Raw genomic sequence first — 22,087 nt, forward strand, 5'->3', positions numbered from 1 at the left:
GCGCTGCGCCCTGGTTGCCGGTTGCGGCGGGCCCGCTCGGGATCCCATCGCTAGCTGGCTGATACTGGGGTAACGACGACGATTCCGAATTCGTTCCCGACTTCCTGACCTGAAGACGTCACCGCTGTCACAGCGGTTGCGCGACTAATCTGAGGATTCGCTGAGAACCGTTTAGCCGGCGGTTGTGTCAGACCTCGACGAGCACGGTGAACGGACCGTCGTTCACGCTGCGCACCTTCATCTCGGCCCTGAATCGTCCCGTTTCGACACGCGCGCCCTTTTGACGCAGTTCCTGTACGACGGCGTTCACCAATGGTTGCGCGTGCTCGGGCCGGGCGGCCGCCGTCCAGGACGGACGGCGGCCCTTGCGCGTGTCCCCGTAGAGGGTGAACTGGCTGACGACCAGCAACGGAGCGCCGGTCGACTCGCACGACTGCTCGTCGGCGAGGATGCGCAGCCCGTGCAGCTTCTGCGCCATTTTGCGGGCGTGCGCGTCGGTGTCGTCGTGGTGGACGCCGAGGAGCACCAGCAATCCGGGCTCATCGATCGCCCCGACGATCTCCTCGCCGACTTCGACACTCGCCTCTGTGACGCGCGCCACAACTGCTTTCATGCGGGAATGAGCATTCCGTGCCGGATGAGATCACGAACGATCGGCAACGCCGCTTCTGCATCGATTTCTCCGTACGCGAACTCGAGCAGTGCGAGCAGGTCCTCCAGCGGCAACGCGCCGGTGCACCCCGCGACGAGCTTCGCGGTCGCCTCGTCGACCTCGTGCTGCCAGCCGGGCCCGTCGGTGCGGTGCAGGCGCGCGACGACCTTGCGCCAGCCCTCCTCGCCCGGCTCGGACACCTCCTCGAGCAGCACGGTGTCGGCGACCCGGAACCGCTGCCCCAGCAGGTCGGGGTTCGCGCGCAGCCACGCGACGTTGTCGAGCCACCGCGCCGCCTCGGGGCCCAGCGGGTCGTCGTAGGCGTGGCGCAGGTCTTCGCACACGACCTGCGAGTGCATCTCGTCGGTGCGCCGCAGCGTCACGTACCCGAAGCCGACGCCCTGGACCTCGTTCTCCTCGAACCAGTCCAGCCACGCCGCCGCCTTCGCCCGCCCCTCGGGGCTGCGCGGGTCGACGCCCGCGTCCTTGAGCCACGTGCCGACGTACAGGGCGGGTTCGGCGATGTCGCGCTGGACGAACCAAGCGTCGATGCCGCCGCGGGGCAGCCAGCCGGAGACGCGCTCCTCCCAGTCCTCACCCTTGCGGTGCACCCACGACGCGAGCAGCTGGCCGACACCGCCCTCGTTGAGGAACGCGGGCAGCTGGCGGATGACCAGAGCCGACGCGTCGTCGCCGCCGAGACCGGAGTCGCGGTAGACGTAGTCGACGCGCGGCGGGCCGACGACGAACGGCGGGTTGCACACGACCTGGTCGAAGCGCCGGTTGCGGACCGGGCCGAACCACTCGCCCTGCAACGTCTCCACGTCGAGCCCGTTCATGCGGAACGTGCCCTGTGCGAGCCGCAGCGCGCGCTCGGACAGGTCGGTCGCCGTGATGCGTTCGGCGTGCGTGCTGGCGTGCAGGGCCTGCACACCGCAGCCGGTGCCGAGGTCGAGCAACGTGCCGACGGGTGTGCGCTTGGTGGCGCGGGCGAGGCTGATGGACGCGTGGCCGACGCCCAGCACGTGGTCCTCGGGGACCGCTCCGCCGCGCAGGTCGGAGTCGAGGTCGGCGATGACCCACCAGTTGTCCTCGTAGGGCCGGACGTCGAGACCGGCCCGCAGCACCCCCGCGCTCCTGCCGGAGGCCAGGACCTCGTTGCGGACCGCGTCGTCGATGTCGACCCCGCCGAGGGCCTTGCGGACGTCCCGCTCCGGCTCCTGGTCGCCGAGCAGGAACAGGCGGATCAACGTGCCGAGCGCCCCGGCGTCCCCGCTCGCGCGGCGGGCGGGTTCCGGCTCGCCGCGGCCGAGGGCGGCGTGGGCCTGCGGACCGAGGGCGTCGACGACGCCGTCCGCGGTGTAGCCGACGTTCAGGAAGGCCTCGCGCAGGCGGGCGCAGAGATCACCGGAGAGATCGGGCAGCAGATCAGGATGCACGGGTCGACATGCTGTCACGCCGTCCTGCTCACCGCGTGGTGTGGAGGGCGATCTGGAGGGCGATGGCCATCGCGAGCCGCTGACCGGGATCGTCGAGGGGCAGCGGCGTCACCTCGGACATCTTCTGCATCCGGTACCGCAACGTGTTCGGGTGCACCGTGAGCTCCCGCGCCGCCGCCCGCACGTCGCCCTGCGCCGCGAGCCACGCCCGCAACGTCGCCGCGTACTGCGTGCCGCACTCGGCGTCGTAGCGCAGCAGGTCGGACACCGGCCCGCGCGTGGGAAGCCGGCCCGCCTCGGCGACGGCGGCGAGCCGGTGCAGCAACACCTGAGCCCACGCCTCGTCGTACACGACGGGTGCACCGGTCGAGAGCGCGAGGCACTCGTCGGCCTCCTGCCGCGACGTGGGCAGCTGCGCCGCCTCGGCCGGGCCGCCGATGCCGGCCAGCACCGTGGCCTCCGGCGGCAGTTCCCGCTGCAGCGAACGCACCCATTCGACGGCGTCGTCGGCGGCGGGGATGACGGTGTAGAGGACGTTGCCGAACAACGCGCTGCGCCCAGGCCGTGACCAGCCGAAACCCGCGGTGGCGCGCTGGAACGCCAGCACCGCCGCGCCGTGCTCGCCTTCACCCGCGTGCGCCTGCACCGCGATCACGCGCAGGTCCGCCGACGGCAACCCGAGGCGGGCGACGTCCGCGGCCTCCGGGTGTTCGAGCAGCCTGATGACCAGGTCCGCCTCGGCCTGGCGTTCGAGGTCCGTCGACGCACGCGACCGCAACAAGTGCAACGCCGCCGTGCGCGCGCCGTCCACCAACGCGGCCGAACGCGCGGCGTCCACCGGCCCCGTCACCTCGACCCAGACCGACCCGAGCAGCTCACGGCCCGCGCGCACGGCGGCGACGAGCCGGTTGCCGAGCTGCGGCGTCAGCTTCGGGACGAAGATCGGCTCGTCGGACGACGCGAGGTGGGTGAACACCCCGAACTCGTCGAGCGCCCGCCGGGCCTCCTCCGGCACGCGGCGGCCGAGGATGGTCTGCACCCGCACCGGGTCGACGTCTTCCTGGCGGTAGGAGTACGCGAGCACCCGCGACTGCTGGTCCTCGATCGTCACCGGGCCACCCACCACGCCCGCGATCACGTCCGCCAGCCCGAACAGGTCGCCGGTGCGCGTGCCACCGTTGACCAACGTCTGCGTCACGTTCGCGAGCTGGCTCCACGGCACGGACGGGTCCACGAGCAGCACCGCCGCCCCGGACTTGCGCGCGGCGGCGACCACCCGTTCGTCCAGCGGCGGCTTCCCGTGCAGGACGACGGCGGACGCCACGGTCGACGACACGAGACGCACGGCGGCGGCGACCGACGGCGTGCCCAGCCCGAGCAGGACGTCGCCCGCTACCGCCGGGGTGTTCTCCGCCGGGTCGTGCAGGGCGACCCCGCGCAGCTCGGCGTCCCGGCCCCTCGGCGCGCACGCCAGATGCGTGCCCAGACTGCCGAGCACGTCCACGAGGCGATCAAGGGCGACCACCCGCGGATGTTAACCGCCGACCGGATGTCCCAGTCGTCACTCGGACGTGGGACCATAGGACCCGGAGGTGGTGTCGTGAGCAGTCCCGACCGGAACGACACCCCGGTGTTGATCACCGAGGCGGCCCCGTCCTACGAAGAGCAGCACGCCGCCCGGCGCAAAAAGTACGCGATCATGATGAGCCTGCGCTTCCCGTGCCTCATCCTCGCGGCCCTGTTCGCGCACACCTGGTGGCTCGCGCTGTTCTTCATCGTGCTGTCGGTGCCGCTGCCCTGGATGGCCGTGCTGATCGCCAACGACAGGCCGCCGCGCAAGACCGAGAAGGCCAACCGGTACCAGGTCGAGCGCCGCGCCATCGAGCGCAAGAGCACCACCGTCATCGACGGCTAGCTCGTCCCCGAGACCGGCCCTTTCCTCGTCGAACGCCGCCCCGGGTCTTTGCAACGAGGTGCTTGCGGACGAAGTCCAAAGAGTCGTTGCAAAGGCTCGTATCGGCTCAAGACGTGGCGTCGCTCGAACCGGGGTACCTGAAAACCGGCCTGGCCGTTAGTTCACGGGCCGAGACGACGAAGTCCGGACGCGCAGCCATAGCGGTGCAGCGACTCATCGACCGTTGCGGCGCGCCGTCGCCGCCGTCACCACGGTGTCCCACCGATGCTCGCTGGTCCGCTGTCGACAACGATCAGTTTGTCATCGGGAAGTCATCCACGTCGGGCCTCAGCCGCGACTCACCCGCCGAGCAGGATGGAACCTGAATGTGCCGTTTGTGCCGTTCGCTTCCACGATGCACGGGACCTCGACATTTCAGGCAGCGCACGGACGTCGCACGACGTCCAAGGCGAAGCCCCACCCGTACGGCAGCACCACTACCTGGTGCGCCTCGCTGGTCACAGGTCAGCGGCCGACGATTGCCGGACAACCGCAGCACCCGCCTTTGCAATGACTCATTTGTCGTCGTCCGCAAACGTATTTTGCATGCGGAGGGGTGCGGGACGAGGCGACGGCTGATGTTCCGGAGGCGGTGGTCAGCGCGGCGGCTGGGCGCCGACGACGCTGACGGCGCGGGAGCCCGCGCGCACGCCGCCGAGCAGGGCGTCGCGCTTGGAGGCGCCGGACAGCCAGGCCGCGAGGAAACCGGCGTCGAAGGCGTCGCCCGCGCCGGTCGAGTCGACGCACTCGGTGACTTCAGCCGGGACTGAGATCAGCTCGTCGTTGTCGACCCAGGTCGCGCCGTCCGGGCCCGAGGTCACGACGACCGCTCCGACGTGACCGAGGAGCGACTTCGCGGCCTCCGGTTCGGAGGAGCCGGTGAGGGCCACGAGTTCGTCGGCGTTCGGGAGGAGGAAGTCGACGCCGTGCACGTCGTCCAGGAACGCCGCGGCGGAGTGGATGAGCACGGCCGCCTGCGGGTCCACCGAGGTCGTCCAGCCCGCGGCGCGTGCCGCGGACAGCACGGCGAGGCCCGCGGGGCGGGAGGTGGCGTCGAGCAGCACGTAGCCGGACAGGTGCAGGTGGCCGTCGGTGCCCGCGAGCAGGCCGGGGTCGAGGTCGGCGGGGGAGAAGCGGGCGTTCGCGCCGCGGTCGGGCAGCATCGAGCGCTGGCCGTTCTCGTCGACGAGCACGACGACGCAGCAGGTCGCGAGGTCGGGGTCGACCGCGAAGGCGCACCGGACGCCCGCGGAGGTCAGTTCGGCGTGGACCTGGCGGCCCGCCGAGTCGGCGCCGACTCGGGCCACCAGGACGGGGGACGCACCGCACGCGGCGAGCCATACGGCTGTGTTCGCGCCGGCGCCGCCTGGCTCGATGGTGACTTTCGCCCGCACGTCGCCGCCGTGGGCGATGGGGCCGGCGTGGCGGGCCACCACGTCCAGGCCCGCGTCGCCGACGACGACCACCGGCCTCATCGGTACTGCTCCGCGGAGAGCTCGACGGCGACGTCCGCGGCGAGCGTGGCGTTGCTGACGACCAGTTCCTCGTTGGCGTCGAGGCTCACGCCCTCGCTCGCGGTGTGGAAGTGCTCCAGCAGCACCGGGGTGACGTCCTTGCCGCGCACGTCCTGGTCGACGAGCTTCCGCAGGCCTTCCACGAGGAGCCGGTCGTGCAGGGCGGAGTCCATCTCGAAGGCGGCGGGGATGGGGTTCGCGAGGAGCATGCCGCGACCGCCGGCGGCGAACACGGCGGCGGCCTGGGCGGCGTCCTCGACGCGCCACGGCACCTCGAACTCCGACTCGCGGCGGTAGAACGCCGGGAAGCGGGAGGTGCGGTAGCCGACGACCGGCACCGAGCGGGTTTCGAGGACCTCCAGGGTGGCGCCCATGTCCAGGATCGACTTCACGCCCGAGCAGACGACCAGGACCGGCGTCGTCGCCACCACGTCGAGGTCGGCGGAGACGTCCCACGTCTCGCGTGCGCCCCGGTGCACGCCGCCGAGGCCGCCGGTCGCGAAGACGCGGATGCCGGCGGCGTGGGCCAGGGCGGTGGTGGAGGCGACGGTGGTCGCGCCGGACCTGCCCAGCGCGCAGGCGGGGCCGAGGTCGCGCAACGAGAGCTTGACCAGGTCGCCCGCGTTGCACACGCGGTCGAGCTCGGAGGAGGACAGGCCGATGTGCGGGACGCCGTCGAGCACGGCGATCGTCGCGGGGACGGCGCCGGCCTTCCGCACGACCTCCTCGAGGCGCGCGGCGACGGCGAGGTTGCGCGGCGCGGGCAGCCCGTGGGAGAGGATCGTGCTCTCGAGAGCGACGACGGGGCGGTTCGCGGCCAGTGCGGCGGCAACTTCATCGGCGATGTGCAGCGGGGTCACGAGGGGACATCATCCCAGGTACCCTGGGCGCGTGAGCACCCAGACTCTCCCCGAGGTCGACGTACGGCCGGAAGGCACCGACCACACCGGGGACGACACCCCGAAGATGTTCCACTACGTGCGCAAGGCGAAGATCGCCGAAAGCGCCGTGATGGGCACGCACGTGGTCGCGCTGTGCGGCGAGGTCTTCCCGGTCACGCGGTCGCCGAAGCCCGGTTCTCCGGTGTGCCCGGACTGCAAGAAGATCTACGAGAACCTGCCGTCCGGCGGCGACGGCGAGTAGGCCGCCCCGCAGCACTCCGCGCAGCCGCATTCCCGTGCCCCGCGACCAGGGGGCACCGGGCGCGGCTGTCGTTCATCCGCGCTGCCTCTCCTCTTCGGAGTACGACCGCTGCTCCCGGATCTCGAGTGGCGTCGTCCGCTGCGTGTCGGCGGGGGACGGGGCCGAGTAACCGCTGTCGTCGTCCTGCTGCCGGGGCCGTGCGCTCTCCTCGCGCAGGCGCGTCGCGGCGCGTTCCAGCTCCAGGCGGCGCCAGCGGCGGCGCTGGCGGCGGGTCATGCGCGCGGGCCACATCTCCTGGATGGCGCTGTTGAAGTACGCGCCGAGCGTGATCGCCAGGCCGATGAAGAACACGAACAGCAGGAACGCGATCGGTGTCGCCAGCGCGCCGTAGGTGTAGCCGGTGGTGGTGACCCACTGGATGTACAGGCGCAGGCCGATGGACGTCAGGATGAACACGGCCATCGCGAGGATCGCGCCGGGCAGCACGCGGTGGTACGGCAGCCTGCGCGGCAGCGCGACCTTGTAGAGCAGCGACAGCGACAGCACGAGCAGCAGGCCGACGCCGGGGTAGTAGAAGCGGCCGACCCACGTCGTGATGTAGGGCTGCCAGCTCTCCGGGAAGAACTGCGGCAGGACGTCGGGGCCCAGCGCCAGCACCGGCAGGCCGATCACCAGCGCGACCAGGGACACCATGTACAGCAGCAACGCGAAGATGCGCTGCCACAGCTCGTTGCGCACGCCGTACTGGCCGTGTGCGACCGTGATCGCGTCGACGAACGACGACATGGCCGACGAACCGGCCCACAGCGAGATCAGGAAGCCGATGGAGACGATCTCGCCCTTGCCGGTGGTGAGGATCTGGGCGACCGTCGGTTCGATCACCCCCTTGACCACGTCCTGGCTGAAGATCGTGCGGCTGAACCCGAGGATCCGCTCCTGGACGGCCTCGACCACCTCGTCGCCGAACCAGTCGCCGAACCAGCCCATCGCGCCCAGCACGCCGAGCAGCAGTGGCGGGAACGACAACGTCTGCCAGAACGCGGCCTCGGCGGCCTCTGAGAAGATGTTGCCTTCCCACGCCTTCGACAGCGTGCGCGCGAGTAGACGCAGCGGCCCCTTGTGGCCGGACCTGCGTGCGTCGTTGTCGGTAGGCGAACCCATCGCAAGGACAAGCATGGTGCATGCCGCCACGTTTCGCGGCATAGACGTCCGGAGCAGGTAGGCTCTCGTTGCCCTCGGCGACGGTCTGCCTGAGGGCACTGCCATGTCTGACCTGCACAAATGAGGAGAAACACGTCTCGTGACAGCGACAGCAGCAATGCGACCGCTGCGGGCATGGCAGCGCCGGGCGCTGACCAAGTACCTGGCCGCCAAGCCGCAGGACTTCCTCGCCGTCGCGACGCCGGGCGCGGGCAAGACGACCTTCGGGCTGCGGGTGGCCGCGGAGCTGCTGGCCGACCGGACGATCGAGACCGTCACGATCGTCACGCCCACGGAGCACCTCAAGCACCAGTGGGCCAAGGCCGCCGCCGAGCAGGGCATCCAGATCGACTCGAACTTCCGCAACACCAACGCGATGACCTCCCGCGACTACCACGGCGTGGCCGTGACGTACGCGCAGGTCGCCGCCCACCCGACGCTGCACCGGGTGCGAACGGAGAACCGCAAGACGCTCGTGCTGCTCGACGAGGTGCACCACGGCGGTGACGCGAAGTCGTGGGGTGACGCGATCCGCGAGGCGTTCACGCCCGCGGTCCGGCGGCTGTGCCTGACCGGCACGCCGTTCCGCTCCGACGACTCGCCGATCCCGTTCGTGCAGTACGAGGAGAGCTCCGGCGGGTTCAAGACGTCCAAGGCGGACCACACCTACGGGTACTCCGACGCGTTGCGCGACGGCGTCGTCCGGCCCGTGCTGTTCCTGGCGTACTCGGGTGAGGCGTCGTGGCGGACCAGCGCGGGCGAGGAGTACACCGCGCGGCTGGGCGAGCCGCTCACGCAGGAGCAGACCGCGCGGGCGTGGCGCACGGCGCTGGACCCGGCCGGCGACTGGATCGCGTCCGTGCTGCGCGCCGCCGACCAGCGGCTGACCCAGAAGCGCGAGAACGGCCTGCCCGACGCCGGTGGTCTCGTGATCGCCACCGACCAGACCACGGCAAAGGCCTACGCGGAGGTGCTCCAGCGCGTCACGGGCCACATCCCCACGCTGGTCCTCTCCGACGACCCGAAGGCCTCCGGCCGGATCGCCGAGTTCTCCGCGACCAACGAACGCTGGATGATCGCCGTCCGCATGGTGTCCGAGGGCGTCGACGTGCCGCGGCTCGCCGTCGGCGTCTACGCGACGTCGTCGTCGACCCCGTTGTTCTTCGCCCAGGCCGTCGGTCGTTTCGTGCGCAACCGGAAACCCGGCGAGACCGCCACGGTGTTCCTGCCGTCGGTGCCGGTGCTGCTGCAGCTCGCGTCCGAGCTGGAGGCCGAGCGCGACCACGTCCTGGGCAAGCCGCACCGGGAGAAGGACGGCTGGGACGACGAGCTCATGGCCGCGGCGAACCAGACCAAGGACGAGCCCGGCGAGGAGGAACGCGCCTTCACGGCGCTGGGCACCACGGCCGAGCTCGACCAGGTCATCTACGACGGCTCGTCGTTCGGCGCCCCGACCATCGCGGGCTCGGAGGAGGAGCAGGAGTACCTCGGGCTGCCGGGGCTGCTGGAGCCGGACCAGGTGCGCACCCTGCTGCTGCAACGGCAGGAGGAGCAGATGGCGATGGCCGCCAAACGCCCCAAGCCCGAGGTGGCGGTGCGGGAGGCACGGCCCGCGAGCGTGCAGGAACGCCTCACGTCACTGCGCAAGGAGCTCAACACGCTCGTGGCCATGCACCACCACCGCACCAAGAAGCCGCACGGCAAGATCCACAACCAGTTGCGCGAGTACTGCGGTGGCCCGCCGACCGCGATGGCCACGATCGAGCAGCTCGAGGAGCGGATCGCGACCCTGCGGTCCTGGTAGCCGTGCTCAGCCGCGGGTGACGGCGACGGCCAGCGTGTCGTACCGGGTCTCGAACCGGCCGCCGGCCGCGTCGAGCGCGCTGCCGACGTCGTCCAGCAGGCCGTCGACCTGCTCGGCGTTCAGCAGCGCCAGCGGACCCATGGTGCGCACGAGGTCGAGGTACTCGGCGGTCGTGTAGGTGTGGTCCCAGCTCGCCGCCCACTGCTCCGCGCCGCTGAACGCACCGGTGGCGACGAACGCCTCGCCCGTGCGCGCGCAGCCCTCCCGGTAAGCCCGGAGCGCCTCCTCGCGGGACTGGCCCAGGCGGATCGGGACGTCCGGCGCTACCTTGCGGAACGCGTCGGTGAACGCCTGCTCGATCGGCTCCGGCGGCGCGTACACGTGCCACAGCGCCACGAACACGCCGCCGGGCCGCAGCACCCGCGCGACGTGGCGCGGTCCTGCCTCCGCGTCGACCCAGTGCCAGGACTGGCCGGCGACGACGGCGTCGAACTCCCGGCCGGCCGGGTCCCAGGTCTCGAACTTCGCGACCTCCACCGCCACGCCGGTGCCGCGGGCGAACCCGGCCATGCGCTCGTCCGGCTCGACCCCGAGCACCTCGCACCCGGCCGCGCGCAGGGGCCGCGACAGCACCCCGGTGCCGCAGCCGACGTCGAGGACCCGCGGCCCTGGGCTCGCCGAGACGATCTTCCGCACCAGCACGTCCGGGTACGCCGGACGGGTGCGGTCGTAGCGCGCCGCGTCCGCGCCGAACGAGAGCGCCAGCCTGTCGGCGGCTTCCTTGTCGACCGTCATGCGGTCAACCTAGAGGTGACCGGGAGGCAACGGCCGGGTGTTCGCTGTGGGCGGTATCCAATATATCGCCGCCGGATGCAGTAGCGCCGTGGTAACGCTCTCACAACTCTCGGTAGTTAAATTTCGTCACGGTTACCGCATCGTTGCGACTTAATCGATCCAGTGTGGTTCCGGTCACCCATATGTCAGGCATACGTTGTGCGCCACAACATTCTCTGTGACACAGCGCAGTGAAAGGGATGGCGGATGCGCAGCAAGACTCTCGCTTCCATCGCCGTGACCGCGGGTCTCGCCCTTGCGGTTTCGGCGTGCGGCGCCAACACGTCCTCCAACACCGGAGGAAGCACCAACACGGACTCTGGCAGCGGCACGGGCGCGAAGGTCGGCGTGATCCTGCCCGAGACCGCCTCCTCGGCTCGCTGGGAGGGCTTCGACAAGCCGCTCCTCGAGGCCGCTCTGAAGAAGGAGGGGCTCAGCCCCGACATCCAGAACGCCCAGGGCGACGTCCAGAAGTTCAGCACCCTCGCCGACGGCATGATCAACGCCGGCGTCAAGGTCCTGATCATCGCGACGCCCAACAGCGAGGTCGGCGCGTCCGTGGCCAAGAAGGCCCAGGCGCAGGGCATCCAGGTCATCGACTACGACCGCCTCAACACCGGCGGCTCCTCGTCCTACTACGTGTCGTTCGACAACGTGAAGGTCGGCGAGCTGCAGGGCCAGGGTCTCGCGGATGCGATGAAGGCAGCTCCGCAGGGCGCCAACGTCATCGAGATCGAGGGTGCGCCGACGGACAACAACGCGACCCTCTTCTACCAGGGGCAGCAGAAGGTCCTCAAGCCGCTCTACGACTCGGGCAAGCTCAAGCTGGTCCAGTCCCAGCCGATCGACAACTGGGACAACCAGAAGGGCGGTCAGACGTTCGAGCAGATCCTGACCGGTAACGGCGGCAAGGTCGACGGCGTCGTCGCCGCGAACGACGGCCTCGCCGGCGCGGTGATCACGGTCCTCAAGAAGTACAGCCTGAACGGCAAGGTGCCGGTCACCGGTCAGGACGCCACCCCGGACGGTCTGCAGGCCGTGCTCCGCGGTGACCAGTACATGACCGTCTTCAAGCCGATCAAGGACGAGGCCGAGGCCGCCGCCAAGCTGGCCGCCGCTCTCGCCAAGGGCGACACCGCCGCAGCCGACGCCCTCGCGACCGGTTCGGTGAAGGACGACAAGGGCAACCGCGACGTCAAGTCCGTGCTGCTCACCGCCCAGCTGATCACCAAGGACAAGGTCAAGTCCGTGGTGGACGCGGGCTTCGTCAAGGCCTCGGAGATCTGCGTGGCCGACACGCAGGCCGCCTGCACCGAGCTCGGCATCAAGTAGGACCGCTTGCGTCCAGGCGGGGTGCGGAACTGCGCACCCCGCCTCGGCGCGTGGTAACACGGAGGAATCCCAGTGAGCGAGCCGATTCTCGAGCTGCGCGGCATCAACAAGAGCTTCGGTCCCGTGCACGTCCTGCACGACATCGACCTCGTCGTGAACCCCGGCGAGGTCACCGCCCTCGTCGGCGACAACGGCGCGGGCAAGTCGACGCTGGTCAAGTGCATCGCGGGCATCCACCCGACCGATTCGGGTGAAGTCCTGTTCAACGGCCAGCCGGTGCAGATCAGGGGCCCGCGCGACGCCGCGGACCTCGGGATCGAGGTCGTCTACCAGGACCTCGCACTGGCCGACAACCTGGACATCGTCCAGAACATGTTCCTCGGCCGCGAGCGCACCAAGGCCGGCCTGCTCGACGAGACCGACATGGAGCAGGCGGCGCGCAAGACGCTGGCGTCGCTGTCCGTGCGCACGGTCAAGTCGGTGCGCACCCAGGTCTCGTCGCTGTCCGGTGGCCAGCGCCAGACCGTGGCCATCGCCAAGGCCGTGCTGTGGAACAGCAAGGTCGTGCTGCTCGACGAGCCCACCGCGGCACTCGGCGTCGCACAGACGCGCCAGGTGCTCGACCTGGTCCGCAGGCTCGCGGAGCAGGGCCTGGGAGTCGTGCTGATCAGCCACAACATGAACGACGTGTTCGAGGTCGCCGACCGCATCGCGTGCCTCTACCTCGGCCGCATGGCCGCGGTCGTGTCGTCCAAGGAAGTCACGCACGGTCAGGTGGTCGAGCTGATCACCGCCGGGCGTTCCGGTGACCTGGGCATCGCCCGCCCCGAGGCGGCGACGATCTGATGAGTTCCGAAGAGGCCAGCATGACCAAGACCACCGAATCGACCGAGCAGGAGGCCCCGCAGGGCGCCATCTCCGACTTCGGCATCGACACCACGTCCCAGTCCACGGGCGAGGCGATCCGCGACTACTGGGCCAGGGTCCGCGGCGGCGAGCTCGGATCGCTGCCCGCACTGCTCGGGCTCGTCGTCCTGCTCATCGTGTTCAGCGCGCTGTCCGACACGTTCTTCACCCTGGGCAACCTCGCGAACCTGCTCCAGCAGGGCGCCAGCATCACCATTATCGCGATGGGCCTGGTGTTCGTGCTGCTGCTCGGCGAGATCGACCTCTCCGCCGGCACCGCGTCCGGTGTCACGGCGTCCGTCATGGCACTGCACCTGATCCACAACGGCAACCTGCTCGGCGGCATGGGCGACACGGTGTTCTACGTGTTCTGCGGCCTGCTGGTGCTCGCGATCGTGCTCGCCGTCGTGATGAAGATCTGGGCCGGTGCGGCGCTGTCCGCCGTCGCGCTGGTCATCGCCGCGGTCGGCATCCCCGCCAACGCCTGGCTCGAGATGCTGCTCGCGGTCTGCGTGGGCGCGGCCATCGGCTGCATCACGGGCTTCCTGGTCGCGAAGGTCGGCATCCCGTCGTTCGTCGTGACCCTGGCGCTGTTCCTGGTCTGGGGCGGTGTCGTGCTCCAGCTCATCGGCCAGGGCGGCACCCTCGGCCTGCGCGACGACACGATCTTCAACGTCGCCAACGGCAACCTGAACTTCGTGGGCTCGTGGGCGCTGTTCGTCATCGCGGTCGGCGGCTACGCGGCCGTCGTCCTCACGCGGCACTTCTCCCGCCTGCGCAGGGGACTCGTGGCCCAGCCGACGACGCTGGTGCTGACCAAGATCGGCGCCCTCGCGGTGCTGGCCGCGATCATCACCTACGCGCTGTCGCTGAACCGGGCGCCGAGCAACCTCGTGGTCATCGAGGGCGTGCCGTACGTGGTGCCGCTGGTGCTGGTGCTGCTCGTGATCGGCACGTTCGTGCTCGACCGCACCAGCTACGGGCGTCACGTCTACGCCGTCGGCGGCAACAAGGAAGCCGCCCGCCGCGCCGGCATCAACGTCGAGCGCATCCGGATGAGCGTGTTCGTGATCGCCTCCTCGGCGGCCGCGATCGGCGCGATCGTGTACTCGTCGAAGGTCGGCTCGGTCGACCCGAACGCCGGTGGCGGCAACACGCTGCTGCTGTCGGTCGGTGCGGCCGTCATCGGTGGCACGTCGCTGTTCGGTGGCAAGGGCCGCCTGCGCGACGCGGTCATCGGTGGCGCGGTGCTCGCGATCATCCAGAACGGCATGGGCCTGCTCAAGCAGCCCGCCGCGGTCGTGTTCATCGTGACCGGCCTGGTCCTGCTGCTCGCCGCGAGCGTCGACGCGTTGTCCCGCCGCCGGGCGGCGACCGCGGCTCGATGACGCGGTGACGGGACCTACGTCCGGCACTCGTCCCGACGAGATCCGCAGGCACAACAGAACGGCGCTGCTGCGCCGCCTGCACGTCGACGGTCCGTCCACCAGGGCGTCGCTCGCGGCTGAGCTCGGCCTCAACCGCAGCACGATCAAGGCCCTGGTGGACGGCCTCGCCGAAGCGGGTGTGGTCGCCGAACGCGTGCCCGCTCTGCGCAGCGGAGCGGGCCGTCCGTCGCTGCTGGTCCTGCCCCAGCCGCAGGCAGCGGTCGTGATCGCGATCGACGTGCGGGTGGAGCACGTGGCGATGGGGTTCGTCGGCCTCGGCGGGGAGATCCTGGGACGGGACAGCTGGAACCTGCACCGGACGCGTGATCCGGGGGAGGTCATCACGCACATCGTCGAGTCGGCGCGCCTCATGGCCGACGACCTCGACGCCGACGCGGTCGGGGTGGGCGTCTCGGTGCCCGGGGTGGTGCGCCGCGCCGACGGGCACGTCCACGAGGCACCGAACCTGCACTGGACGGACGTCGCACTCGGCAAGCGCCTGGAGGCGGTGCTCAAGCTGCCTGTCCAGGTCGGCAACGACGCGGAGCTCGGCGCGCTCGCGGAGCACGTGCGCGGCGCGGCCCAGGCGTCCTCGGACATGGTCTACATCTCCGCCGACGTCGGCGTCGGCGGCGGGGTGATCCTGTCCGGGCAGCCGTTGCGCGGCACCGGCGGTTACGTCGGCGAACTGGGGCACATGGTCGTCAACCCGCGCGGCAACCGCTGCTACTGCGGCTGCGACGGCTGCTGGGAGACCGAGGTCGGCGAACCGGCGCTGTGCCGGGCGCTGGGACTGCCCGACGACGCCCCGCGCGGCACCGTCGTGGCGGCGCTGCGGGCGCTGGACGACCCCTCGGTGCTGGACGAGTTCGCCGGCTGGCTCGCGCTGGGACTCGCGAACATCGTCAACGTCCTCGGCCCGGAGCTGGTCGTGCTCGGTGACCTCTACACGGCGCTGCCGGACGCGGTGGTGGACTCGGTGAGCACCGCCGTGCAGCGGCGCAGCCTCGTCTCCCGCGCCGTCGGCGGCACCCAGGTCGTCACGTCGCCCCTGGGGCGGGACGCGAAGCTGGTCGGCGCGGCCGAGCTGGCGTTCGAGCCGGTGCTCGAGACCCTCTAGAAGCGAAGGGGGCGGAGATCCCGAAGGATCCCCGCCCCGAGCGGCTAGGTGGGGTGGAAGTCAGCCCTGCTGAATCTCAGCAGCGAGCTCGCGCAGCTTTTCGCTGTGTGCGCGGGAGTGGTGCCCGCAGAACAGCAGCTCGCCCCCGGACGGGAGCACGGCGCGAACCTGGGCAGCAGCCCCGCAGCGGTCGCAGCGGTCGGCAGCGGTCAACTCGGGGCGGGTGAGTGCTGCAGTCATGATGGATCTCCCTCCGTCCCAGCACCGGGACGAAGTGTTCCGGTGCCCTCTTACCAAGCTGCGACCACGGCGCCCCTGGTTGGTGCGCGGTGCTCGCTGGCTCCACTCTGACAGACGTTCTGGCGTTAGTCAGTGTTCCCGTGTACGTGGCGACTCGCGTCACTCCGGGATTTACCCGCCTGCCGCAGGCTCACACCTGCGTTTCCCACCGGTTCACCGCCTTGACACGCACGCTGAGCGACCGAAAAACCGCTGGTGGAGCAGCGTGTTCAGGCCGTTCGGTCGGTTGCGTGCGACCGGAAGTGTGATATCGGTTGCCCTTGTCCGCCCGCAGCGAACAGGTCACGAACGTCCCACGATTCGGACGCGGAACCGTGATCGAAGTGGTCGTCCGGGCGGTTCGTCCGGCCACGGCAGCACCGTGAGTCGCGGCCACTGTTCGCGCCATCGGCGGGCCTTGGCCTCGTGCACCGGCCGCCGCTCCTGAGCCGGCCGCCCCCGCGACAGGTGGCCGCGTACGAGTCGATGGCCGCCTCCGTCAACGTGTGCGGCGCGCAGGGGTGCCGGAGCGCGCGGTTGTCCACTGCCGCCCCTTTACGGTCGAAAAACACAGCGGCCCCGCACCGAACCGGTGCGGGGCCACGTGCGTATGACTCGATAAGACCTAGTCGAGGTAGTCGCGCAGGACCTGCGAGCGCGACGGGTGACGCAGCTTCGACATCGTCTTGGACTCGATCTGGCGGATGCGCTCACGCGTGACGCCGTAGACCTGCCCGATCTCGTCCAGCGTGCGCGGCTGGCCGTCGGTGAGGCCGAAGCGCAGCCGGACGACGCCCGCCTCGCGCTCGGACAGCGTCGCGAGCACGGACTGGAGCTGGTCCTGCAGCAGCGTGAACGAGACGGCGTCGACCGCGACGACGGCCTCGGAGTCCTCGATGAAGTCGCCGAGCTGGCTGTCGCCCTCGTCGCCGATCGTCTGGTCCAGCGAGATGGGCTCACGCGCGTACTGCTGGATCTCCAGCACCTTCTCGGGCGTGATGTCCATTTCCTTGGCGAGCTCCTCCGGGGTGGGCTCGCGGCCCAGGTCCTGGAGCAGCTCGCGCTGGATGCGGCCCAGCTTGTTGATGACCTCGACCATGTGCACCGGGATGCGGATGGTGCGGGCCTGGTCGGCCATCGCGCGGGTGATCGCCTGCCGGATCCACCAGGTGGCGTACGTGGAGAACTTGTAACCCTTGGTGTAGTCGAACTTCTCGACGGCGCGGATCAGGCCCAGGTTGCCCTCCTGGATCAGGTCCAGGAACGCCATGCCGCGGCCGGTGTAGCGCTTGGCCAGCGACACGACGAGGCGCAGGTTCGCCTCGAGCAGGTGGTTCTTGGCGCGCTCGCCGTCGCGGACGATCCAGCGCAGGTCGCGGCGCAGCTGCGGGGTGAGCTTCTCCTGCTCCTCCTCGGAGCGGCGCACGCGCTCGGCGGCGTACAGGCCCGCCTCGATGCGCTTGGCGAGCTCGACCTCCTCCTCGGCGTTGAGGAGGGCGACCTTGCCGATCTGCTTGAGGTAGGCGCGGACGGAGTCGGCCGACGCGGTGAGCTCCGCGTCCTTGCGCGCCTGGCGCAGGGCCTCGGACTCCTCCTCGTCCCAGACGAAGTCACCCTCGTTCTTGGGGTCTTCCGCCTCCTCCGGCTCGTCGACGACCGGCTCGTCGACGAGTTCGACCTCGTCCACCAGGTCCTCGGCGCCGGGAGCGCCTTCCATGTCCTCCGGCTCGTCGCCGTCGGCCTTCTTGGTCGCGCCCTTCGCGGCAGGATCGGCCTTGCCGGCCGTCTTGCGCGGGGTCTTGGCGCCGGCGGCCTTGGCGGCGGGCTTCTTCGCTGCCGCAGCGGTCGTCTTGCGCTTCGGCTTCTCCTCGGCCTCGCCGGCCGCGGTCGCCTTGGTCGTCTTGGCGGCGCTCGCGGCGGAGCTGGAGCGTCGGGTTGCGGTTTCTGCGGCTGCCACGTACGCCCTTTCGCGACGGTCGTTCAAGGCAAACCAGAGGGCGCGAAACCTCGGTCGCCAGAGTTCAGGGGATCTCCCCGCCGATCTTGCTTGGCGGGTGTGCGTTCCATTGTAACGACGTCGCTGGCGCGGTGTTGCGCCCCGAGGTGCTTCGAGGCGCTCCCACCTGCGTTCTCGCAGCTAGATCGAGTAAGGCGAGTCGGACACGTTTCGGTGTCGAATGGTCGTCACGGCCGCACGCCGTGGGCGGACGCCCAGGCGGCGCCGACGATGCCCGCGTCGTTCTTCAGCGCCGCGGCGACGACCTCCGTGCGGACCTCGAGCAACGGCAACCACTTGTGCGCCTTCTTGCTCACGCCACCGCCGGCGATGACGAGGTCGGGCCAGATGAGGTCCTCGAGCACGTTGACGTACCGCGTGACGCGGGGCGCCCACTCCTCCCAGGACAGGCCCTTCTCCTCCTTCACGGAGGCGGCCGCGCGCGTCTCGGCGTCGTGCCCGTCGACCTGCAGGTGGCCGAACTCGGTGTTCGGGACGAGCTTGCCGTCGAGGAACACCGCGCTGCCGATGCCGGTGCCGAACGTCAGCAGCACCACGGTCCCGTTCTTGCCGACGCCCGCGCCGAACGACATCTCCGCGATGCCGGCCGCGTCGGCGTCGTTCATCACCACGACGTCCTCGGGCCTGCGCTTGAGGCGCTCGGCGAAGAGCCGCTGGGCGTCGAAGCCGATCCAGCCCTTGTCCACGTTCGCGGCGCTGAGCGCGACACCGTGCTTGACCACGCACGGCAGCGTGACGCCGACCGGGCCGTCCCACTGGAACTTCTCGACGATCTCGGCGACGACCTCCGCGACCGCTTCCGGCGTCGAGGGCTGAGGCGTGGGGATCCGCATGCGTTCGCCGTCCAGTGCTCCTGCTTCGAGGTCGACCAGGCCGCCCTTGACGCCGGAGCCGCCGATGTCCACACCGAACCCGCGGGTGATGCCCATCCCCGTGGTCCTTCCTACTCGATCCTGCTGGCTTCGATTCAGTAACCGTGGTGCGCAGACATTAGCCTGACGTTGTCCGATAGTCCCGTGCTAGTGACGCAGGAGGGAACCGGTCGTGATCGATCCCCGGCCGCTCGTTGACATCGCGACCGCCATCGGACGGGAAGCCGGCGCGCTTGTTCAGCGCATGCGTGCTTCCGCCGTCATCTCGTTCGACACCAAGAGCACCGCGACGGACGTGGTGACGGAAGCCGACCGCGCCTCGGAACAACTCGTCCGGACGCGTCTGTCCGAGTTGCGGCCCGGCGAGCCGGTGCTCGGCGAGGAGGAGGGCGGCACCGTCGTCGAAGGGCTCACCTGGGTCGTCGACCCCATCGACGGCACCGTCAACTACCTCTACGGGATCCCCTGGTACTCGGTGTCGATCGCGGCGCAGCTCGACGGCGAGTCGATCGCGGGCGCGGTGGTGGAGCCGGCGACCGGCCGGGTGTGGACCGCGGCGCGCGGGCACGGCGCGTTCCTCGACGGGGTGCCGTTGCGCGTGTCCGCGACGACGGACCTGTCCTTGTCCTTGCTGGGCTACGGGTTCGCGTACCGGCCGGAGCGGCGGCAGCGGCAGGCGGAGACGTGGGCGGCGATGGCGACGCGGGTGCGCGACATGCGCCGGGCCGGTGCGGCGTCGCTGGACCTCTGCGCGGTGGCGGCGGGGCGGCTCGACGCCTACGCCGAGCACGCGCTCGGGCGGTGGGACTGGGCCGCCGGCGGGCTGATCGCCGCGGAGGCCGGCGCCGTGGTGCGGTTGCCGGGGTCGTCGCCGGAGCTGGGGGAGGACGTGACCTTCGCCGCCACGCCGGGGATCGCCGACGCCCTGTACGGCGCGCTGGCCGAGTCGGGCTTCGGCGAGGTCTGACGCCGGGCCGGGAAAGCCCGGTCCTTCAGCCGCGTGCGGTCGCGCCGGCCGGGCGCGGCCTCAGCACGTCACGTCGCGGGCGCCGGCCAGGTTGTCCGCGTTGAGCGACGGCGGGGTGGCGGCGGCGACCTGGCCACCCTGCTGCTCGGGCTGCTGCGCCGCCCACTCGCTGAGCTGGTCGAGCACCTTGCGGGCGTGGCTGTTCGGCTTGACCTCGTCGAACTTCTTGCCGATCGCGACGTCGACGGTGGCGTCCTGGCGGTCGTCGCGCACGAGCTCCAGGCACGGCTCCAGCAGCGACAGGGTCCTGGCCGCCTGCGAGCCGGGGGCGCCGAAGCGGATCTGGCCGCGGCAGGTCATGTCGCCCGCCGGGTAGAGCGGGTCGTTGCCGGGGTCGGCCGCCTGCTTGAGGCCCAGCTCGGTGAGCTGCGTCGCCACGGTCTTGGCGTGGTTGCGCTGCGTCGAGGCGTTGACGACCTTGAAGTTGACCTCCGCGACCGGCAGCGGGTCGGTGCGGTCGAGCGCGTCGTGCTCCAGCACGGTGCCCAGCGGCGGAGACGGCGCCGTCGGCGGGGCGGCGGGATCGGCGCCCGCGACGGCCGACGTCTTCGCGTGGCCCGGTGCGTTGCACCTGATGGCCGCGTCCACGTCGCTGGCGTTGCCGAGCACCTTCACCCACACGAACACGGAGCTGACCAACAGCACCGCGAACAGGAGGAGCGCGGGCACGGGCCGACGCCGCCTGTAGGGCGTCAAGCTTCCCGATGCGGGTCCCACGTTCGAAGCCCTCCCCGTGTTCCGTCCCCTGTGATCAGCCTAGGCCTCGCCCTGGCTGGTGCACGTCCCGGAGTCCACGACCCACCGCACCGGCTTGGTCGCTCACAGTCAGGACGATACCGGTCCGGAGCCAGGTTGCACGCCGGGACGAACGTGCTCCCGCACAGCCTATCGGTCCAGCGTAGAAAGGTTGTGTCACCCGTCCGGTCGGTAAGGGGTAACCCGATGCCGGGCCACTCGGACAATGAGCTACCCTCTGCGCGCTCCGCACACATGTGGATCAAGCCAACGGTCACGCCGAGGGGGTTGGCTTGCCGCCGGTTGGCGAGAGACCTACGTCACCTTGACGTGGGGCACAAAAGAGGGCGCTGGAGCGTTAACCAGCGACACGAACAGTCTCCGTAGACCGCAGGGGTGAAGAAGATGGCGACCGACTACGACGCGCCGCGTCGCAGCGAGGCGGACGAACTCGCTGAGGACTCCCTCGAGGAGTTGAAGGCCCGGCGCAACGAGACGCAGTCCGGCGTCGTCGACGTCGACGAGGACGCGAGCGCGGAGAACTTCGAGCTGCCCGGCGCCGACCTGTCCGGCGAGGAGCTCACGTTCAAGGTCCTGCCCAAGCAGGCCGACGAGTTCACGTGCTCGAAGTGCTTCCTGGTGCACCACCGCAGCAGGCTCGCCGAGGACAACGGCGGCGTGTACATCTGCCGCGACTGCGCATGATCTCAGGGCCTGGTTCCAGGGCCTGATCTCCGGGACCTCGTCTGCGGGAACCTGGGAACACGGCACCAGGTTCGCCGCAGAAGCCGCTGGGCGCTCACCCGCACGGGTGGCGCCCAGTCGTGTTTTTCCGGTCGTCCTGCTCTTCCGGCCGCGGTGCTTCAGGACTTGATCGCGGCGGCGAGCTCTTCCGGGTGCCGCGTGCTGATCACCCAGTAGGGCGTCGGGTCCTGCGGGTCGGTCACCCGCACCCGCACGAGCGGCTTGACCCAGCCGCGGTGCACGACGAACGCCGCCGGGTCGAGGTGCGGGCCCATGGCCTTGCGCCGGTCCTCGGGGGCGATGATCTCCACCTCGCCGAGCAGCTCCAGCGGGATGCGGGCCTCGCCCGCGCGCAGCTCGCCGCCGGTCACCTCGACCTTCGTCGACCCCATCCGCACGATCAGCGCGACCGTCAGGGGCAGCAGGACCGCGTACGGCAGCCACGACCGCACACCGGGGAACCCCATGTGCACCTCGGCGGCCAGCAGCGCGGCCGCGAGCAGCGGCAGGGGCCAGATCCACCACGTCACGTAGAGGCGCTCGCGGTAGGTCGTAGTGGCGGTCACGGCAGTCTCACTCACGTCGTCAGGGTAATCTCGCCCGCCGTGTCCAGCGTCGAGGTGTTGCTGACCCGGCTCGATCCGGGGGTGCCCGTGCCCGCCTACGCCCGTCCCGGCGACGCGGGCGCCGATCTGGTCACCACGTCGGACGTGGTCATTCCACCAGGCGAGCGCGCGGTGGTCGGCACCGGTGTCGCGATCGCGCTGCCGGAGGGGTTCGCGGGCTTCGTGCACCCCCGCTCCGGGCTCGCCGCGCGGGTCGGGCTGAGCGTGGTCAACACGCCTGGGACGATCGACTCGGGCTACCGCGGTGAGATCCGCGTCTGCCTCGTGAACCATGATCTTCGTGAGCCGATCGCGCTGTCGCGCGGCGACCGGATCGCCCAGCTCGTCGTGCAACGCGTCGAGCACGCGGTGTTCCGCGAGGTCGCCGGGTTGCCGGAGACGGAACGCGGTGCGGGAGGCTATGGCTCGACCGGCGGGCACGTGGTGTTCGCCAGCACAGCGCTAACAGAGACCGAGGGGTAA

The 22,087-nt window shown here is 70.5% G+C and carries 22 protein-coding genes; 10 read left to right on the forward strand and 12 right to left on the reverse strand.

What is annotated here, in order from left to right; all coding sequences use genetic code 11:
* Positions 1-187: 187 nt before the first annotated feature.
* The 3 genes from dtd to BMW88_RS13690 are packed head-to-tail and all read right to left on the reverse strand — an operon-like array spanning position 188 to position 3,616.
* A complete protein-coding gene (dtd, locus tag BMW88_RS13680; RefSeq protein ID WP_089951041.1) occupies positions 188-613 on the reverse strand; it encodes a D-aminoacyl-tRNA deacylase in 426 nt (141 codons plus the stop codon).
* Positions 610-2,076, reverse strand: a complete 1,467-nt coding sequence (locus tag BMW88_RS13685; protein ID WP_089951120.1) for a DUF7782 domain-containing protein — start codon at positions 2,074-2,076, stop codon at positions 610-612. Before BMW88_RS13685 ends, dtd begins: the two co-directional genes overlap by 4 nt.
* A 43-nt stretch (positions 2,077-2,119) precedes the next feature.
* Positions 2,120-3,616, reverse strand: coding sequence for a PucR family transcriptional regulator (locus tag BMW88_RS13690; protein ID WP_089951042.1), 1,497 nt, complete (start codon positions 3,614-3,616; stop codon positions 2,120-2,122).
* A 54-nt stretch (positions 3,617-3,670) separates the two neighbouring features.
* Between BMW88_RS13690 and BMW88_RS13695 the strand changes: the two genes are divergently transcribed.
* Complete coding sequence (locus tag BMW88_RS13695) at positions 3,671-4,006, forward strand: DUF3099 domain-containing protein (protein WP_425434655.1); 336 nt, start codon at positions 3,671-3,673, stop codon at positions 4,004-4,006.
* A gap of 635 nt (positions 4,007-4,641) precedes the next feature.
* Here the strand turns inward: BMW88_RS13695 and BMW88_RS13700 are convergent.
* On the reverse strand, positions 4,642-5,520 hold the full coding sequence (locus tag BMW88_RS13700) for a carbohydrate kinase family protein (protein ID WP_089951044.1): 879 nt from the start codon (positions 5,518-5,520) through the stop codon (positions 4,642-4,644).
* A complete protein-coding gene (locus BMW88_RS13705; RefSeq protein WP_089951045.1) occupies positions 5,517-6,419 on the reverse strand; it encodes a pseudouridine-5'-phosphate glycosidase in 903 nt (300 codons plus the stop codon). Before BMW88_RS13705 ends, BMW88_RS13700 begins: the two co-directional genes overlap by 4 nt.
* A gap of 31 nt (positions 6,420-6,450) precedes the next feature.
* Between BMW88_RS13705 and BMW88_RS13710 the strand changes: the two genes are divergently transcribed.
* Positions 6,451-6,702 carry a DUF3039 domain-containing protein gene (locus BMW88_RS13710; protein WP_089951046.1) on the forward strand — a complete coding sequence of 84 codons (252 nt, stop codon included), beginning with the start codon at positions 6,451-6,453 and terminating at the stop codon, positions 6,700-6,702.
* 72 nt (positions 6,703-6,774) lie between these two features.
* Here BMW88_RS13710 and BMW88_RS13715 read toward each other — a convergent pair whose 3' ends face one another.
* Positions 6,775-7,863 carry a YihY/virulence factor BrkB family protein gene (locus BMW88_RS13715; RefSeq protein WP_245777758.1) on the reverse strand — a complete coding sequence of 363 codons (1,089 nt, stop codon included), beginning with the start codon at positions 7,861-7,863 and terminating at the stop codon, positions 6,775-6,777.
* 157 nt (positions 7,864-8,020) lie between these two features.
* On the opposite strand from BMW88_RS13715, the gene BMW88_RS13720 reads away from it, so the two are divergent.
* Positions 8,021-9,706 carry a DEAD/DEAH box helicase gene (locus BMW88_RS13720; protein WP_089951048.1) on the forward strand — a complete coding sequence of 562 codons (1,686 nt, stop codon included), beginning with the start codon at positions 8,021-8,023 and terminating at the stop codon, positions 9,704-9,706.
* Positions 9,707-9,712: 6 nt separating this feature from the next.
* Here BMW88_RS13720 and BMW88_RS13725 read toward each other — a convergent pair whose 3' ends face one another.
* A complete protein-coding gene (locus BMW88_RS13725) occupies positions 9,713-10,501 on the reverse strand; it encodes a class I SAM-dependent methyltransferase (RefSeq protein WP_089951049.1) in 789 nt (262 codons plus the stop codon).
* A 246-nt stretch (positions 10,502-10,747) separates the two neighbouring features.
* Between BMW88_RS13725 and BMW88_RS13730 the strand changes: the two genes are divergently transcribed.
* The 4 genes from BMW88_RS13730 (at position 10,748) to BMW88_RS13745 (ending at position 15,325) form a co-directional block, all read left to right on the forward strand.
* A complete protein-coding gene (locus BMW88_RS13730; protein ID WP_089951050.1) occupies positions 10,748-11,872 on the forward strand; it encodes a sugar ABC transporter substrate-binding protein in 1,125 nt (374 codons plus the stop codon).
* A 72-nt stretch (positions 11,873-11,944) separates the two neighbouring features.
* Positions 11,945-12,718 (forward strand): ATP-binding cassette domain-containing protein, encoded by a 774-nt coding sequence (locus BMW88_RS13735; RefSeq protein ID WP_089951051.1) that lies wholly within the window; start codon positions 11,945-11,947, stop codon positions 12,716-12,718.
* A gap of 20 nt (positions 12,719-12,738) precedes the next feature.
* The gene (locus BMW88_RS13740; RefSeq protein WP_089951121.1) at positions 12,739-14,166 is read left to right on the forward strand and encodes a sugar ABC transporter permease; all 1,428 of its coding nucleotides are present in this window, start codon (positions 12,739-12,741) and stop codon (positions 14,164-14,166) included.
* 4 nt (positions 14,167-14,170) lie between these two features.
* Positions 14,171-15,325 (forward strand): ROK family transcriptional regulator, encoded by a 1,155-nt coding sequence (locus BMW88_RS13745; RefSeq protein ID WP_177221089.1) that lies wholly within the window; start codon positions 14,171-14,173, stop codon positions 15,323-15,325.
* Positions 15,326-15,385: 60 nt separating this feature from the next.
* Here the strand turns inward: BMW88_RS13745 and BMW88_RS13750 are convergent, their stop codons facing one another.
* The 3 genes from BMW88_RS13750 to ppgK form a co-directional block, all read right to left on the reverse strand.
* Complete coding sequence (locus BMW88_RS13750; protein WP_030464836.1) at positions 15,386-15,565, reverse strand: DUF7455 domain-containing protein; 180 nt, start codon at positions 15,563-15,565, stop codon at positions 15,386-15,388.
* 664 nt (positions 15,566-16,229) lie between these two features.
* Entirely contained in the window at positions 16,230-17,588 is a 1,359-nt protein-coding gene (locus tag BMW88_RS13755; RefSeq protein ID WP_177221090.1) for an RNA polymerase sigma factor, read from the reverse strand.
* A 200-nt stretch (positions 17,589-17,788) separates the two neighbouring features.
* The gene (gene ppgK, locus BMW88_RS13760) at positions 17,789-18,550 is read right to left on the reverse strand and encodes a polyphosphate--glucose phosphotransferase (RefSeq protein ID WP_089951053.1); all 762 of its coding nucleotides are present in this window, start codon (positions 18,548-18,550) and stop codon (positions 17,789-17,791) included.
* Between the two features lie 115 nt (positions 18,551-18,665).
* On the opposite strand from ppgK, the gene BMW88_RS13765 reads away from it, so the two are divergent.
* The gene (locus BMW88_RS13765; RefSeq protein ID WP_089951054.1) at positions 18,666-19,460 is read left to right on the forward strand and encodes an inositol monophosphatase family protein; all 795 of its coding nucleotides are present in this window, start codon (positions 18,666-18,668) and stop codon (positions 19,458-19,460) included.
* 60 nt (positions 19,461-19,520) lie between these two features.
* Here BMW88_RS13765 and cei read toward each other — a convergent pair whose 3' ends face one another.
* Positions 19,521-20,237 (reverse strand): envelope integrity protein Cei, encoded by a 717-nt coding sequence (cei, locus tag BMW88_RS13770; RefSeq protein WP_089951055.1) that lies wholly within the window; start codon positions 20,235-20,237, stop codon positions 19,521-19,523.
* A 423-nt stretch (positions 20,238-20,660) separates the two neighbouring features.
* On the opposite strand from cei, the gene BMW88_RS13775 reads away from it, so the two are divergent.
* Positions 20,661-20,960 carry a DUF4193 domain-containing protein gene (locus BMW88_RS13775; protein WP_086667480.1) on the forward strand — a complete coding sequence of 100 codons (300 nt, stop codon included), beginning with the start codon at positions 20,661-20,663 and terminating at the stop codon, positions 20,958-20,960.
* Positions 20,961-21,118: 158 nt separating this feature from the next.
* Here the strand turns inward: BMW88_RS13775 and BMW88_RS13780 are convergent, their stop codons facing one another.
* Positions 21,119-21,580, reverse strand: a complete 462-nt coding sequence (locus BMW88_RS13780) for a DUF3093 domain-containing protein (protein ID WP_245777760.1) — start codon at positions 21,578-21,580, stop codon at positions 21,119-21,121.
* Positions 21,581-21,604: 24 nt separating this feature from the next.
* Between BMW88_RS13780 and dut the strand changes: the two genes are divergently transcribed.
* On the forward strand, positions 21,605-22,087 hold the full coding sequence (dut, locus tag BMW88_RS13785) for a dUTP diphosphatase (RefSeq protein ID WP_089951057.1): 483 nt from the start codon (positions 21,605-21,607) through the stop codon (positions 22,085-22,087).

Origin of the sequence: Lentzea xinjiangensis (genome assembly GCF_900110955.1) — a bacterium.
In the GTDB taxonomy this organism is placed as follows: domain Bacteria; phylum Actinomycetota; class Actinomycetes; order Mycobacteriales; family Pseudonocardiaceae; genus Lentzea; species Lentzea xinjiangensis.